The sequence below is a fragment of the Rheinheimera texasensis DSM 17496 genome, assembly GCF_000711985.1.
Lineage (GTDB): Bacteria > Pseudomonadota > Gammaproteobacteria > Enterobacterales > Alteromonadaceae > Pararheinheimera > Pararheinheimera texasensis.
On sequence record NZ_JONU01000008.1, the window covers coordinates 426,827 to 440,872 of the forward strand.

Consider the following 14,046-nt stretch of genomic DNA (forward strand, 5'->3'; position numbering starts at 1 on the left):
TATGCCCCAGATTATTTTTCTGCCGCATCCCGAATTATGTCCGGAAGGCGCAGCGTTAGAGGCCAAGGCCGGCGAGACTATCCTCGATGTGGCGCTGAAAAACGGCATTTCGATTGAACATGCCTGCGAAAAGTCCTGCGCTTGTACCACTTGCCATGTTGTGGTCCGCGAAGGCTTTTATTCTTTGAATGAAAGTGACGAGCTGGAAGAAGATATGCTCGACAAAGCCTGGGGGCTGGAGCCTGAGTCGCGTTTAGGCTGTCAGGCGCGTGTCAGCGATGCAGATTTGGTGGTAGAAATTCCGAAGTACACTATCAACATGGTCAGCGAAGGTCATTGATTTTCGGTACATTTTCCCTGTTTTTATCCTAAAAAAGCCTGCTGTTGCAGGCTTTTTTGTCCATGCAGCAGATGATTCTTGTAAGCCTCTGATTTCTCATATAAAGTCCGCAAAAAAAATTTTCGTCTTTGATGGAACTTAAATTTATAGTTCTGAATTTTCTGGTTTTTTTACTTCGGTGAACTAAGCTGGTTGAAAAATATCGCTGTAAGTCTGGAGATTGTTTGAATGAAAAAGACCCTGATCGGATTGTGCGTTTCTGCTGCTTGTTTAATATCCTCTGCTGCAATGGCAGAAGTGAAAATTAACGGCTTTGCGTCGGTGAAAGGTGGTTTGACGACCGGCAATGACGATACGCTTTATGGCTATACCAATGATATCGAATTTAAAAACGAATCCTTATTTGCCGTCCAGCTGTCATCTGATCTGGGCGATAAATTATCAGTAACAGCGCAGCTGATGGCAAAAGGTGCGAATGATTTTGACGCTGAATTTGCCTGGGCATTTTTGAGTTATCAGCTGAACGACGATTTACGTCTCAATGCCGGCCGTTTCCGTATTCCTTTCTACAAATATTCTGATTACCTCGATGTTGGTTATGCCTTTGACTGGGCCCGCACCCCTCGTGCTGTCTACGACGTCGAGTTTGATACGATGGACGGTATCTCGTTATATCACTCCACCTCAATCGCTGACATGACTTCCAATATTCAACTGGTGTATGGTGCATATGAAGGTGATATCTCCGTCAGTGGCGCTTTATCCCGCAGTAAAGTTCAGGACATCAGTGGCGGTTCGTGGGAATTGTCGAATGACTGGTTAAGTGCCCGCATCGCTTATTTCATGGCTGATGTCACCATCAATGCAACTGCCTTTACCCCGCTGTTTAATGCGTTGAATACTTTTGGTTTTGGCGCAGTCGCCCGCGAAATTGATTTCAACGAAGATGAAGGGACTTTCTTCGGTTTTGGCCTTAGTTACGATCGCAATAACTGGGTTGCCGTCACTGAATATACCAACGTGAAAGTGAAGAATTCCTATATGGCGGACCGCGACGCCTATTTCGTTTCAGTCGGTCGGCGTTTTGATACGGTTACACCATACATTTCCTACGAAAAAGATGATGACACCAGTAAGTCTGCGATTTACAAAGTTATCCCGCCACAAGTGCCACTGTTAGCGACAGTCGCCGGCGTTGTTGAAAGTCAGCTGGCAGATCGCGACACCTGGAGTTTTGGCCTCCGCTACGATTTCCATCCGTCCGCAGCTTTTAAACTGCAGCTGAGTTCGGCAAAGGATAACTACACCCTGGACAAAGACCGTCTGCTGACAATGGGTGTCGACCTGGTATTTTAAAGCTGTCGCCCTGGGGCAGCAACATTGATTGGAGGAACGTCTCTATGAAGAAGTCTTTAGTCGCGTTAGCTTTGTGTACTGCGCTGGTCAGCACCAGCTCCGTCGCAGAAGTAGATATCTCCGGGTTTGCATCCGTCGTTGGCGGCAAGGTGCTGAGCGGTGAAGGCGTGCCGGAATTTGGCCTGGAGCCCACCTTTCTGGCTAACTATCCGATCGTCGGTTTTTATGAAGAAGACTGGAGCTTTAAGCCAGATTCAAAATATGGTCTGCAAATCAGCGCCGATCTGACCGAAGGTCTGTCAGCGACTGCCCAGCTGGTTGGTCGCGGTGCTGACGATTTTAATGCCGAGTTTGAATGGGCCTATTTGTCTTATGTGCTGAATGAGCACTGGACCTTACAGGCCGGTAAAAAACGCTTGCCACTGTATTATTATTCCGATTTCTTTGATGTCAGCTATGCCTATCTGTGGATCCGGCCCGCAGCCGACAACTACACCTGGCAAATCTTTAACTACAACGGTGTCAATGCGCAGTTTAACTATCAGGTCAACGATTGGACTGTGTCCGGGAATATTTATACCGGTCGGGAAGACGATACCGAAAACAAACTGCTATCAGAGTTTTTCGGCTCGCAACCTATTCGCGAGATCTGGAAAAACATCGTCGGCGGCGTGCTGAGTCTGAACCGCGACTGGCTGGACCTGCGTTTTACGTACATGACCTATCAGAATGAGCGTTACCGCAATGGCGTGCAAGTGACATGGGACGGTGATGATTCGCGTCGCGGTAAGTTTGCCGGCGTCTCAGCGAACGTCGATTACAACAATTGGGTGGTGCTGACCGAATTTAACCGTCTGACGCTCGATGGCGGTGATTTCGACACCTATCTGTTATCCGCCGGCTATCGGATTGGTCAGTGGACGCCTTTTGTCTCCTTTGCGGACTTCGATTCTGAATCTGAAATGCACAGTACGGCCAGCGTCGGTGCACGCTGGGATTTTCATAGTTCTGCCGCATTTAAGGTGCAATACGACGACGTCACCGATGACGGGATTAACGGCCAGATGGTCGCTGGTGACAGCAAAGCCATTACCTTCGGCATTGATTTAGTATTCTAAGAGTGGAGAAAACCATGAACTGGTTGAAATTTGTAGCTATTCCATTGGTTTTATCGTCGGCTGTTGCCACAGCTGAGGTGGCTGTGGTGGTGCATCCATCCAATGCCGCCAGCCTGGACCAGGCTGAGATCAGCCGTTTGTTTACCGGACGCGGTACAACCTTCAGCAATGGTAGTAAAGCCACGCCATTAAATCTGGCGGAAAGTGCGCCGGCCCGTGCCGAGTTTGACAGTAAGGTGTTAGGTAAATCGTCCAGTCAGATGAAAGCTTATTGGTCAAAACTGGTATTTACCGGTAAAGGCACGCCACCAAAAGAGCTGGGCTCTGATGCCGATGTCAAAGCGGCTGTTGCTGCAGACGCTTCTGCAATTGGTTATATCGACGCAGCTTCGGTAGATGCGTCGGTTAAAGTGGTTGGTAAGTTTTAATAAATCTGATAACTGATTTGGTGCGAGAAACCGGCTGTGGCCGGTTTCTCTGTTTTTGTAACTAGTGCCTTTCTCGCTTCACCTTGTTGGCTGGGCTGCGAGCCGGCGCTGGTCTCGTTGTCTGACCGGCAAAAAGTCACAATGTTTGGGCAGCCTGTTTTGAGTCCTTTTATGCTGAAAATTCGCCGTGACGGAAAGCATAGGCAAGGCTGAACTGATCGCGTATAATTCGCGACCGCTAAATTTTCAACCGTTATTTTTAAGGGAGTCTGACATGGCTTTAGAACGTACTTTTTCAATCATCAAACCAGATGCAGTCGCAAAAAACCTGATCGGTGCAATCTACAACCGTTTCGAATCTGCAGGTCTGCGTATCGTTGCTGCTAAAATGCTGCACCTGAGCCGTGAACAGGCTGAAGGTTTCTACGCAGAACACAAAGAGCGTCCATTCTTCAATGCACTGGTTTCTTTCATGACTTCAGGCCCGGTGATGATCCAGGTGCTGGAAGGTGAAGACGCAGTGCGTAAAAACCGCGAAATCATGGGCGCTACCAATCCAAAAGATGCAACAGCCGGTACTTTACGTGCTGACTACGCTGCCAGCATCGACGAAAACGCGGTACACGGTTCTGACGCTGCTGCTTCAGCTGCCCGTGAAATCGCTTACTTCTTCAGCGATGCTGAAGTTTGTGGTCGTACCCGTTAATTGCATGAAGGCGTCAGTTTGGTCTTTTGGCCAGACTGAACCATTGCAACAGAGCAGAAGGGGCTGATGCCCCTTTTTGCCTGATCTGGCGAGAGCCAAAGAACCAGAGACGATTTTGTCTGTCATAAGCCAAGACTGATTGCAGATGGCAGACCAAATCGCCGCGATATATCCAGCAAGTTAGATTGCAGCAACGCTGCCATCGGAGTGAACCATGAGCCAAACCCCTGAACAGAAAATCAATTTACTCGATCTGACCCGTGATCAGATGAAAGAATTTTTGGTGTCATTAGGGGAAAAAGCCTTTCGCGCCGACCAGCTGATGAAATGGATTTATCACTTCTGTGTTGATGATTTCGACAAAATGACAAATATCAACAAAGTGTTACGCGAAAAACTGAAACGTTATTCGGTGATCGAAGCACCGGTGGTTGTGACGCGTCAGGACAGCGCGGACGGCACTATCAAATTTGTGATGGGTCTTAAAGGCGGTCAGGAAGTGGAGACGGTCTGGATCCCGGAAAAAGACCGCCGCACTTTATGTGTGTCTTCTCAGGTCGGTTGTGCGCTTGATTGTTCATTCTGTTCCACTGCGCAGCAAGGCTTTAACCGCAATCTGACGGTGTCCGAAATTATCGGACAGGTCTGGCGCGTCGGCCAAATCATCGGGAGTTATGGCGACACCGGTGAGAAACCAGTCACTAACGTGGTAATGATGGGCATGGGCGAGCCACTGCTGAACCTCAATAACGTGGTGCCGGCGATGGAGCTGATGATGGAAGACTATGGTTTTGGTCTGTCCAAACGCCGCGTCACTTTATCCACCTCTGGTGTGGTGCCGGCATTGGACCTGCTTAAAGACAAAATCGATGTGGCGTTGGCGATTTCGCTGCACGCGCCGAATAATACGCTGCGTGATGAGCTGGTGCCGGTTAACAAAAAATATCCGATGGAAGAGTTCCTCGCCGCAGCCAAACGTTATGTTGATGGTTCGCGTGCCAACGATAAAGTGACGGTTGAATATGTGATGCTCGAAGGCATCAACGACAGCATGGACCAGGCGCATGAACTGGCCAAAGCACTGAAAGATACCCCGTCGAAAATCAACCTGATCCCGTTTAACCCTTATCCGGGGTCACCTTATAAACGTTCCAGCAATTCCCGCATCGATCGCTTTAATAAAGTTCTGCAGGAATATGGCTTTACTGTCATAGTGCGCAAGACCCGCGGCGACGATATTGATGCTGCCTGTGGTCAGCTGGTCGGTGACGTCATCGATCGCACCAAACGTCTGGTGAAAAAACAGATGAAAGGTGAGGAAATTTCAGTAAAAATGGTCTGAAAAGACAAGGACAGGCAATCAGTTATGCGTTTTAGTTGGCTTGCTGGTATTGGACTCTGTAGTACGCTGCTGTTTGGTTGCGTCTCTGAGTCAACTATTGTCGACAGCAAAGTTCCCGGAGAACGTCCGACCGACAACAAACAGATTGCCCGCACCCGCTTGTCGCTGGGGTTGAACTACCTGCAACGCGGCGAAACTTCACAAGCCCGTTTTAATCTGGAAAAAGCCCGTGAGCTGGCGCCGGACATGCCGGAAGTCGATAACGCGCTGGCGTATTATTACCAGCAGGTTGGCGAGTTTGACCAGGCTGAAGACGCCTACCGCGATGCGCTGCGCAAAGACCACAACAACGCCGACACTTATAACAACTTCGGCGCTTTTTTGTGCCAAATCAATAAGTTTGAAGAAGCTGAAGAGTTGCTGCTGGCTGCAGTAAAACGCCCCGGTTATATCCGCGTGGCCGACAGTTATGAAAACCTGGCGCTTTGTGCGTTAGGCCGTAAAGACTTTGGCAAGTATCAGCAATATCTGGAACAGGCTTTGCGCCACAACGGTGTAAAACATTCCATCGTCTACAACCTGTCAGTGCTGAACTATGCCAAAGGAGATTTGGAAAAAGCGCGGATTTGGCAAAAACGCTTGCAGGAGCTTGGGCAGGTTTCACCACAGGCGACTTTATTGCGTTACATGATTGCCTATCAGCTTGATGACAAAACCGAGCAACAAACCACCGAAAAATTTATGTTGTCTGTGTATCCGACCGCGCCGGAAACTGCCTGGATGCTGTCGGCCGATTTCAGTGCCTCAGCACCAGAAAAATTACGTCAGCAATATAAAGCCAGTTTGCTGGGGCTGGAGCCGGCGGATCTGGTGGCTAAACCGGCAGCAACCCCCAAAATCAAAGTAGTCAAGCGTAAAACCGGCCTAACGCCTGAATCCGAAGCTTTTGGTTTAAGTGCTGAGACCGGGCCACAGCTGATGGAGCGAACGCCTGAACCTGCGATGTCTGCAGCAGCTTCAGTTGGCACTGCCAATATAGTCCCTGAGACCAGCGCCGTCCCAGTTTCTGCTGCTCAGCCAGGTTCTGCCGTAGCGGCCGGGCTGACCGGAACAACAGCCGGTACAGCGACCACTGAAACCTCAGCGCAGACGCCAGCCACGCACCAAGTACAATATGGCGAGACGCTGTTTCGCATTGCCAGTAAATATCGCCTCAGTGTTTCTGAATTACAGCGCCTGAATCAACTCGCGGACCCGGGGGATTTAAAAGCCGGCCAGGTGCTGCGTTTGTCCGACGCACAGCAAATTCCGCGTGAATATCAGACGTTGGATGGCGATACCTTATTCAGCATTGCCTACAAATTTAACCTTGAGCTGGCGCAACTGGCGGCATGGAATCAATTGCCGGCAGATGCTGCACTGAACCCGGGTCAGACGATTCTGTTGCATGACCCGGCGGAGACCGGTTTATGACGTCGGCGGTCGGTTTCGCTGATGCCGGCGCATTGCTGCGTCAACGTCGGGAAGCATTGGGTCTGAGCCTGGAGCAGGCTGCTGCGCAGCTGAATCTGAAAGCTGTGGTGATCCGGCAGCTCGAGAGCGGTCAGTTCGACCCGCAGGTAGCACCGACTTTTATCCGTGGTTATTTGCGCCACTATGTGCGTTTGCTGAAACTGAATGAAGCCGACCTGCTGGCAAAGTTTGACCAGCAACTGGCGACACTGCCACAGGTCAGCGCGACGATGCACAGCTTTTCAAATAAGGCCAGCCGGGACGCCGCTGAAAGCCGCTTTATGCTGGCGACTTATTTCTTGCTGGTGTTGCTGATTGGTTTGTTTCTGATTTGGTTTTGGCAGACGCATATGCTGAATGAACAGCCGGTGGCGATGCTGCCGGAATCTGACAACACAGTGTTACGCTCACAACCAGCGCAAACTGCTGTTGTGATTAAGCCGTCAGACTCTGTATTGTCAACTCCGGCGGCTGAGACGGTTGTAACCAATGAGATGACCGGGCCGGCTGTGACCACGTCCGTGTTAAACGACCCGCAACAATCTGTGGCGAGCGCAGACCTACCTCCCGCAGACTCAGCTGTGGTGGTTGATGCAAACAGCAATCAGCCAGTGCCAGAGACGCAGTCAATGGCCACGGCGCCTGTTACTGTGACAGACGCTGCGGTCGCGCCTGTTGCAGCAGCCGGCGAACTGGCAAATGCAGGCGCGAACAGCGCTGGCCCTGCCAGCACGACAGAGACTTCAGCAGAGCCAACTGGTTTACAGCCCGAAGTCACAGCCGCCGGCACGCTGACTTTACAGCTGCAATTCAGCGCACAGTGTTGGGTTGCCGTGACAGATGGCAGTGGCAAACGCCTCGCGTACAGTATGCAAAATGGTGGACAGAGTCTGACGTTAACAGGGGCTGCGCCATTGCAGGTTACTTTCGGTGATCCCATGGCAGTGACTGCGTCACTCAGTGGGAAAACTCTTGATTTATCAGGCTATAAGCAAGGTCAGGTCGTGCGCCTGACATTAACCGGGTCCGAATAAGATGTACGCTGAAAATCCAATTATCCGCCGCAAATCCAAACAAATCCGTGTTGGTTCTTTATTAATTGGTGGTGATGCGCCTATTGCGGTGCAATCAATGACCAATACCCGCACCACAGATGTGGATGCAACTGTCGCCCAAATCCGGGCAATAGCCGCAGCCGGTGCTGATTTAGTGCGGGTGTCAGTGCCGACCATGGACGCCGCCGAAGCATTTAAACTGATCAAGCAACAGTCGCCGATCCCAGTGGTGGCTGACATCCATTTCGACTACCGCATTGCGTTGCAAGTGGCCGAATACGGTGCGGATTGCCTGCGGATTAATCCGGGTAATATCGGTCGCGAAGACCGCATCCGTGCTGTGGTCGATGCGGCACGCTTTCACAATATTCCAATCCGCATTGGTGTGAACGGTGGTTCGCTGGAAGCTGATATTCAGGAAAAATACGGCGAGCCGACACCGGCCGCTTTGGTTGAATCGGCGATGCGCCATGTGGAAATTCTGGACCGGCTGAACTTTGACCAGTTTAAAGTCAGCGTCAAAGCCTCAGATGTGTTTCTGGCCGTTGGCGCATACCGGTTATTAGCCAAACAAATCGAACAACCACTGCATCTGGGCATCACTGAAGCCGGTGGCGCCCGCGCCGGTGCGGTCAAATCAGCTATCGGTTTAGGCATGTTGCTGGCCGAAGGCATTGGCGACACGCTGCGCATTTCGCTGGCGGCCGACCCGGTGGAAGAAGTCAAAGTCGGTTTTGATATTCTGAAATCGCTGCGCATTCGTTCCCGCGGCATTAATTTCATCGCCTGCCCAAGTTGTTCTCGGCAGGAATTTGATGTGATTAAAACCATGAATGAGCTGGAACAACGGCTGGAAGATGTGGTCGACCCGCTGACCGTATCTGTGATAGGGTGCGTGGTCAATGGGCCGGGTGAGGCGTTGATCTCAGATCTCGGTGTGGCGGGAGCCAGCAAAAAAAGCGGTTTTTACCTCAAAGGCGAACGGCAGAAACTGCGGATTGATAATGAATCTGTCGCCGAACAGCTGGAGCAGCAGGTGCGCATGTATCTTGCCGCACAGAAGCAGCTGATCGATGTGAAGAACGTAGAATAAATCTAAGATATTCAGGTATTTAAGTGTCCAAAGAAATTCAAGCTATCCGCGGAATGAACGATTGTCTGCCGCAGGATACCCCGGTATGGCAATATGTTGAACAGATGATCCGTCAGACCGTCAACAGTTACGGCTATGACGAGATCCGTTTCCCGATCGTAGAAATGACTGAGCTGTTTAAACGCTCGATTGGTGAAGTCACGGACATCGTTGAAAAAGAGATGTACACCTTTGCCGATCGCAATGGTGACAGTCTGACGTTAAGACCGGAAGGCACCGCTTGTTGTGTGCGCGCTGGCATCCAAAACGGTTTACTGTACAACCAGGAACAACGGCTGTGGTATATGGGCCCGATGTTCCGTCACGAAAGGCCACAAAAAGGTCGTTATCGCCAGTTCCACCAGTTTGGTCTGGAAGTCTTTGGCATGCAGGGCCCGGATATCGACGCCGAAGTCATTCTGGTTTCTGCACGTTTGTGGCAACAGCTTGGTCTGACCCCTTATGTGCGGCTGGAACTCAACTCATTAGGTTCCAACGAAGCCCGCGCCGCGTACCGCGACAAACTGGTCGCCTATCTGGAACAGCATAAAGAGCTGCTGGACGAAGACAGCCACCGCCGGTTATATAGCAATCCGCTGCGCGTGCTCGACAGCAAAAATCCGGCGATGGCTGAGATGCTGGCCAAAGCGCCACAGTTACTTGACCATCTGGATGAAGAATCCAAACAGCACTTTGCAGGCTTACAAGCCCGTTTACGCGCCGCCGGTATTGAATACACCATCAATCCGCGTCTGGTACGTGGCCTGGATTATTACAACAAAACCGTATTTGAATGGGTCACCACCAACTTAGGCTCACAAGGCACTGTCTGTGCCGGTGGCCGTTACGATGGCCTGGTCGAACAGTTGGGTGGCAAAGCCACACCGGCTGTTGGTTTTGGTTTAGGTTTAGAGCGGCTGGTATTGTTACTGCAAAGCCTGCCGCTGTTGCCGGCCGTCAGCAATGCTGCTGACGTGTATCTGATGCCACTGGGTGAAGCTGCGGAACTTGCCGCAGTTTCTGTTGCCGAACAGCTGCGTTTGGCCCTGCCGGGTAAACGTGTCATGTTGCATTGTGGCGGTGGTAATCTGAAGAAACAATTAAAACGCGCGGACAAATCCGGCGCTGCTGTAGGTCTGTTGCTTGGCGACGACGAACTGGCAGCCGGGCAGGTCACTGTGAAGTGGTTACGCGCCGAGCACCCTCAACAAACTGTCCATATCGCAGATCTGGCCGCAGTACTGGCCCAGGTTTAACGGAGTTCCTGATGGAAATTTATAATACCGAAGAACAACAAGTCGAAGCGATTAAACGCTTTTTCCATGAGCACGGTCTGTCAATTGCTGCCGGTATCGTGATTGGCCTCGGCGGCTTATATGGCTTTCGTTACTACCAGGCGAAGCAGCTGGAAGCGCAGGAAACTCAGTCTGCCGCTTATGCTGCGCTGGTGGAAAAATCAACAGCAGAAGGCGCAGACAAAAAAGCCTGGTTGGTTGATGCGCAAAAATTCATCGCCGATCATAAAGATTCAAATTACAGCCATCTGACCGCGCTGCTGGCCGCCAAAGAGGCTGTGGTACTGAAAGATTACGCTGCCGCTGAGCAGCAACTGAGCGCAGTGATTAGCAGCAGTAAAGTACCGGAAGTGCTGGCTGTCGCACAGCTGCGTCTGGCGCGGGTACAGGCTGAACAGGCCAAATACAAAGAAGCGCTGGCCACTTTAAGCGCGACGATGCCGGCCGCTTTTGCTGCGCAGCAAAATGAACTGAAAGGCGACGTGTTACTGAAATCCGGCGACGAAGTTGCTGCACTGGCTGCCTATAAAGCAGCGCAGGCTGGCTCTGAAGCTGGCAAAAACCCGTTACTCGATGTCAAACTGAACGAACTGGCCCACGTTGCCGGCTAAGAGGTTGCTGTGAAGTTATCTGTGCGTACCTTATTGGTACCGGCGCTGTTAGCGCTGACGCTGGCGGCCTGCTCGTCGAATGATGAAGAAGAACTGGTCCTGCCGGAGATCGACAATAAAGTCGAACCGGATTATGTCTGGAGCAGCTCTGTCGGTGACGGTATCGAACACTACGATTCCAGCATCAAGCCTGCAGTCTTTGGTGACAAAGTTTTTGTCGCCAGCCGCAAAGGCGACGTGGTCGCCTTTAATCTGCAAAACGGCGACAAGCTGTGGAGTTACGATTTACGCGATGGTGACGATGCACCGTTATTCGGTGGTATCAGCCACTGGTGGAACGAACGCAATGCCAAGCTGGCTGGTGGTGTCGCCGTTGGTTTTGACAAAGTGCTGGTCGGCACTGAAGACGGTGACGTCGTTGCACTGAACCCGGAAACCGGCGAAAAAGTCTGGCACGTTAAAGTCAAAGGTGAAGTGTTAGCGGCGCCTGTAGCCGGTGAAGGCTTTGTGCTGGTCAATACCGGTGGCGGCCGTATTTTTGCACTGCAACCAGACACCGGTGAGCAGCGCTGGATGCATGAATCCGAAAATGCACTGCTGACTTTGCGCGGTATTTCTGAAGTAGCCCCGGCAGCTGGTGGTGTTGTGTATGGCACTGGTAACGGTAAAGTCGGCGTATTGATTGCTGAACAAGGTGCGCCGGCCTGGGAAGAAGCTATTGCTGTTGCTAAGGGCTCGACTGATCTGGCGCGGATCATCGACGTCGATGCGACACCGGTCGTACAAAATGGTACAATCTACGCTATTGCCTACAATGGCCAACTGGTTGCGATGGAGCTGCGTTCCGGCCGGACTTTGTGGAAACGCGATTACGCCAGTTTCCGTGACATGACCGTGGTTGACAATATTATTTATCTGGTTGATTCAACAGGTAAACTTTACGCAGTGGACAGCCGCAATGGCCTGGAGATCTGGTCACAGCAAACGCTGCACAAACATTTTGTCACAGGCCCGGCCGTGTATAAAAACTTTGTGGTTGTCGGCGACAATGAAGGCAACCTGCATTGGTTCAGCCGTGACAAAGGCGAATACTTGGCCCGGCATGAATTTGACAGTTCTGGTTTTTATACCGAAGCTGTCACAACGTCTGACTATTTGATTCTGCAGACCCGCAACGGCGAAATCGACGTGCTGCGCACCAACGATTAAAGGTTGCGCTCTGAGTCAAGCCAAAGCAGGCCTGTTCGCAGGCCTGTTTTTTTTTTATGTACAGGATGTACGGTATGGTGAATCAGGGAGTTCGTAACGCCAATCTGTTGGCGTCGCGCCTGATGAACGCCATAAGCTCCGCGAATGGCCGACGAAAATGCAGGTTCGCGGTATCCGGAGCTTTTCGGCGACTGCGAACCAGGCATAGTGGTTCGCACCGCAGCCAGGTTGCTACATGCAGCGTAGCTGCCACAAACATAGGTGCCGCCTGTGGTGGCACCAGACCTGGCCGTGTAGACTGCGGCCGAAAAAACTGGTCGTCTCTGACGACAATCAAGTGATTACAGCAGCTGACCGCCTTAGATGTGTCAGCTCCATTGAGGTGAAACATGTTACCGGTAGTTGCCCTTGTTGGCCGTCCAAATGTGGGAAAATCCACATTATTTAACCGCCTGACCCGCACCCGCGACGCTTTGGTGGCGGATTTTCCTGGTTTGACCCGCGACCGTAAATACGGCTCCGTTGACTACGAAGGCCTGGAATTTATCGTGGTGGATACCGGCGGTATCGATGGCAGCGAAGAGGGTATTGAGCTGGAGATGGCTGAACAGTCGCTCAAAGCCATCGACGAAGCTGATGTAGTGCTGTTTCTGGTCGACGCCCGTGCTGGCGCGACTGTGGCCGACGAAGCCATTGCCAATCACATCCGCCGCGTCAATAAAACTGTTTTTCTGGTTGCCAATAAAACCGATGGTCTGGATGCCGACACCGCCATTGCGGACTTTTACAGCTTAGGCATCGGTGAAGTGTATCCGATTGCTGCGGCGCATGGCCGTGGTGTCACTGCGTTGTTGCAGCAGGCATTGGTACCTTTACTGACTGAACAGCAAGTCCAGCGTCTGGCGGCTTTTGAAGCCGGTGAAGATCTGGATGCCATCGACGAAGACGCCGAGCAGGAACAACGCGACAAACATATCAAGCTGGCTATCGTTGGCCGGCCGAACGTTGGTAAATCGACGCTGACCAACCGCATTCTCGGCGAAGAACGGGTCATTGTTTACGATATGCCAGGCACTACGCGGGATGCCATTTATATTCCGATGCAGCGCGGTGAACGCGAATACACCCTGATTGATACCGCCGGTGTGCGTCGGCGCGGCCGCATCGACGATGTGGTCGAGAAATTTTCAGTGATTAAAACCCTGCAGGCGATTGAAGATGCCAACGTGGTGATCCTGGTGTTGGACGCGCGTCTCGGTATTTCGGAGCAGGATTTGAGCATCCTCGGTTTTGTCCTCAATGCCGGTCGTTCACTGGTGATTGCGGTGAACAAATGGGATGGCCTGGATGATGGCATCAAAGATGAAGTCAAACGCGAGCTGGACCGGCGCCTTGGTTTTATCGATTTCGCCCGTCTGCATTTTATTTCAGCACTGCACGGTTCAGGGGTCGGTAACTTATTTGAATCGGTCGAAGAAGCTTTTGATTCTGCAACCCGCCGCGTCAATACCGCTCTACTGACCAAAATCATGAACATGGCGCAGGAAGATCACCAGCCGCCGTTGGTCAAAGGTCGTCGCGTTAAACTGAAATACGCCCACGCCGGTGGTTACAACCCGCCGCTCATTGTGATCCACGGCACACAAGTGGAAGATTTGCCGGATTCGTATAAACGTTATCTGATGAATTATTTCCGCAAATCGCTGCAGTTGATGGGGACACCGGTGCGGGTTGAATTCCGCGGCACCGAAAACCCGTTCGCGGAAAAACGTAATACGCTGACGCCAAATCAGCAGTACAAACGCGACCGGCTGATTAAGGCGAAAGCCAATCTGGCCAACAAAAAGAAAATTGGTCATAACCAGGATTAAACGGCGAAGCGCTGTGAGATTTTTCAAAGCCGGCAGCATTGCCGGCTTTTTATTTTCTCTGAATGCAACAA

13 protein-coding genes are annotated in these 14,046 nt (G+C 51.6%); all 13 read left to right on the forward strand.

Going from position 1 to position 14,046, the window contains the following annotated elements; genetic code table 11:
* The first annotated feature begins 1 nt into the window (after position 1).
* On the forward strand, positions 2-340 hold the full coding sequence (gene fdx / locus Q399_RS0107830; RefSeq protein ID WP_031567462.1) for an ISC system 2Fe-2S type ferredoxin: 339 nt from the start codon (positions 2-4) through the stop codon (positions 338-340).
* A gap of 228 nt (positions 341-568) precedes the next feature.
* On the forward strand, positions 569-1,696 hold the full coding sequence (locus tag Q399_RS0107835) for a porin family protein (protein ID WP_031567464.1): 1,128 nt from the start codon (positions 569-571) through the stop codon (positions 1,694-1,696).
* Between the two features lie 44 nt (positions 1,697-1,740).
* Positions 1,741-2,814 carry a porin family protein gene (locus Q399_RS0107840; RefSeq protein WP_031567466.1) on the forward strand — a complete coding sequence of 358 codons (1,074 nt, stop codon included), beginning with the start codon at positions 1,741-1,743 and terminating at the stop codon, positions 2,812-2,814.
* Positions 2,815-2,828: 14 nt separating this feature from the next.
* Positions 2,829-3,242: a hypothetical protein gene (locus Q399_RS0107845; RefSeq protein ID WP_031567469.1), complete on the forward strand. Its 414-nt coding sequence runs from the start codon at positions 2,829-2,831 to the stop codon at positions 3,240-3,242.
* A 274-nt stretch (positions 3,243-3,516) separates the two neighbouring features.
* Positions 3,517-3,948, forward strand: a complete 432-nt coding sequence (gene ndk / locus Q399_RS0107855) for a nucleoside-diphosphate kinase (RefSeq protein WP_031567472.1) — start codon at positions 3,517-3,519, stop codon at positions 3,946-3,948.
* 214 nt (positions 3,949-4,162) lie between these two features.
* On the forward strand, positions 4,163-5,290 hold the full coding sequence (gene rlmN / locus Q399_RS0107860) for a dual-specificity RNA methyltransferase RlmN (protein ID WP_031567474.1): 1,128 nt from the start codon (positions 4,163-4,165) through the stop codon (positions 5,288-5,290).
* A gap of 24 nt (positions 5,291-5,314) precedes the next feature.
* A complete protein-coding gene (gene pilW / locus Q399_RS0107865; protein WP_031567476.1) occupies positions 5,315-6,763 on the forward strand; it encodes a type IV pilus biogenesis/stability protein PilW in 1,449 nt (482 codons plus the stop codon).
* Complete coding sequence (locus Q399_RS0107870) at positions 6,760-7,836, forward strand: RodZ domain-containing protein (RefSeq protein ID WP_031567479.1); 1,077 nt, start codon at positions 6,760-6,762, stop codon at positions 7,834-7,836. The genes pilW and Q399_RS0107870 overlap by 4 nt, the downstream gene beginning before the upstream one ends.
* 1 nt (position 7,837) lies before the next feature.
* A complete protein-coding gene (ispG, locus tag Q399_RS0107875; protein WP_031567482.1) occupies positions 7,838-8,950 on the forward strand; it encodes a flavodoxin-dependent (E)-4-hydroxy-3-methylbut-2-enyl-diphosphate synthase in 1,113 nt (370 codons plus the stop codon).
* A 23-nt stretch (positions 8,951-8,973) separates the two neighbouring features.
* On the forward strand, positions 8,974-10,245 hold the full coding sequence (hisS, locus tag Q399_RS0107880) for a histidine--tRNA ligase (protein WP_031567484.1): 1,272 nt from the start codon (positions 8,974-8,976) through the stop codon (positions 10,243-10,245).
* 11 nt (positions 10,246-10,256) lie between these two features.
* On the forward strand, positions 10,257-10,895 hold the full coding sequence (locus Q399_RS0107885; RefSeq protein ID WP_031567486.1) for a YfgM family protein: 639 nt from the start codon (positions 10,257-10,259) through the stop codon (positions 10,893-10,895).
* Between the two features lie 9 nt (positions 10,896-10,904).
* Entirely contained in the window at positions 10,905-12,104 is a 1,200-nt protein-coding gene (gene bamB, locus Q399_RS0107890) for an outer membrane protein assembly factor BamB (protein ID WP_031567488.1), read from the forward strand.
* A gap of 389 nt (positions 12,105-12,493) precedes the next feature.
* A complete protein-coding gene (der, locus tag Q399_RS0107895; protein WP_031567490.1) occupies positions 12,494-13,975 on the forward strand; it encodes a ribosome biogenesis GTPase Der in 1,482 nt (493 codons plus the stop codon).
* Positions 13,976-14,046 lie beyond the last annotated feature (71 nt).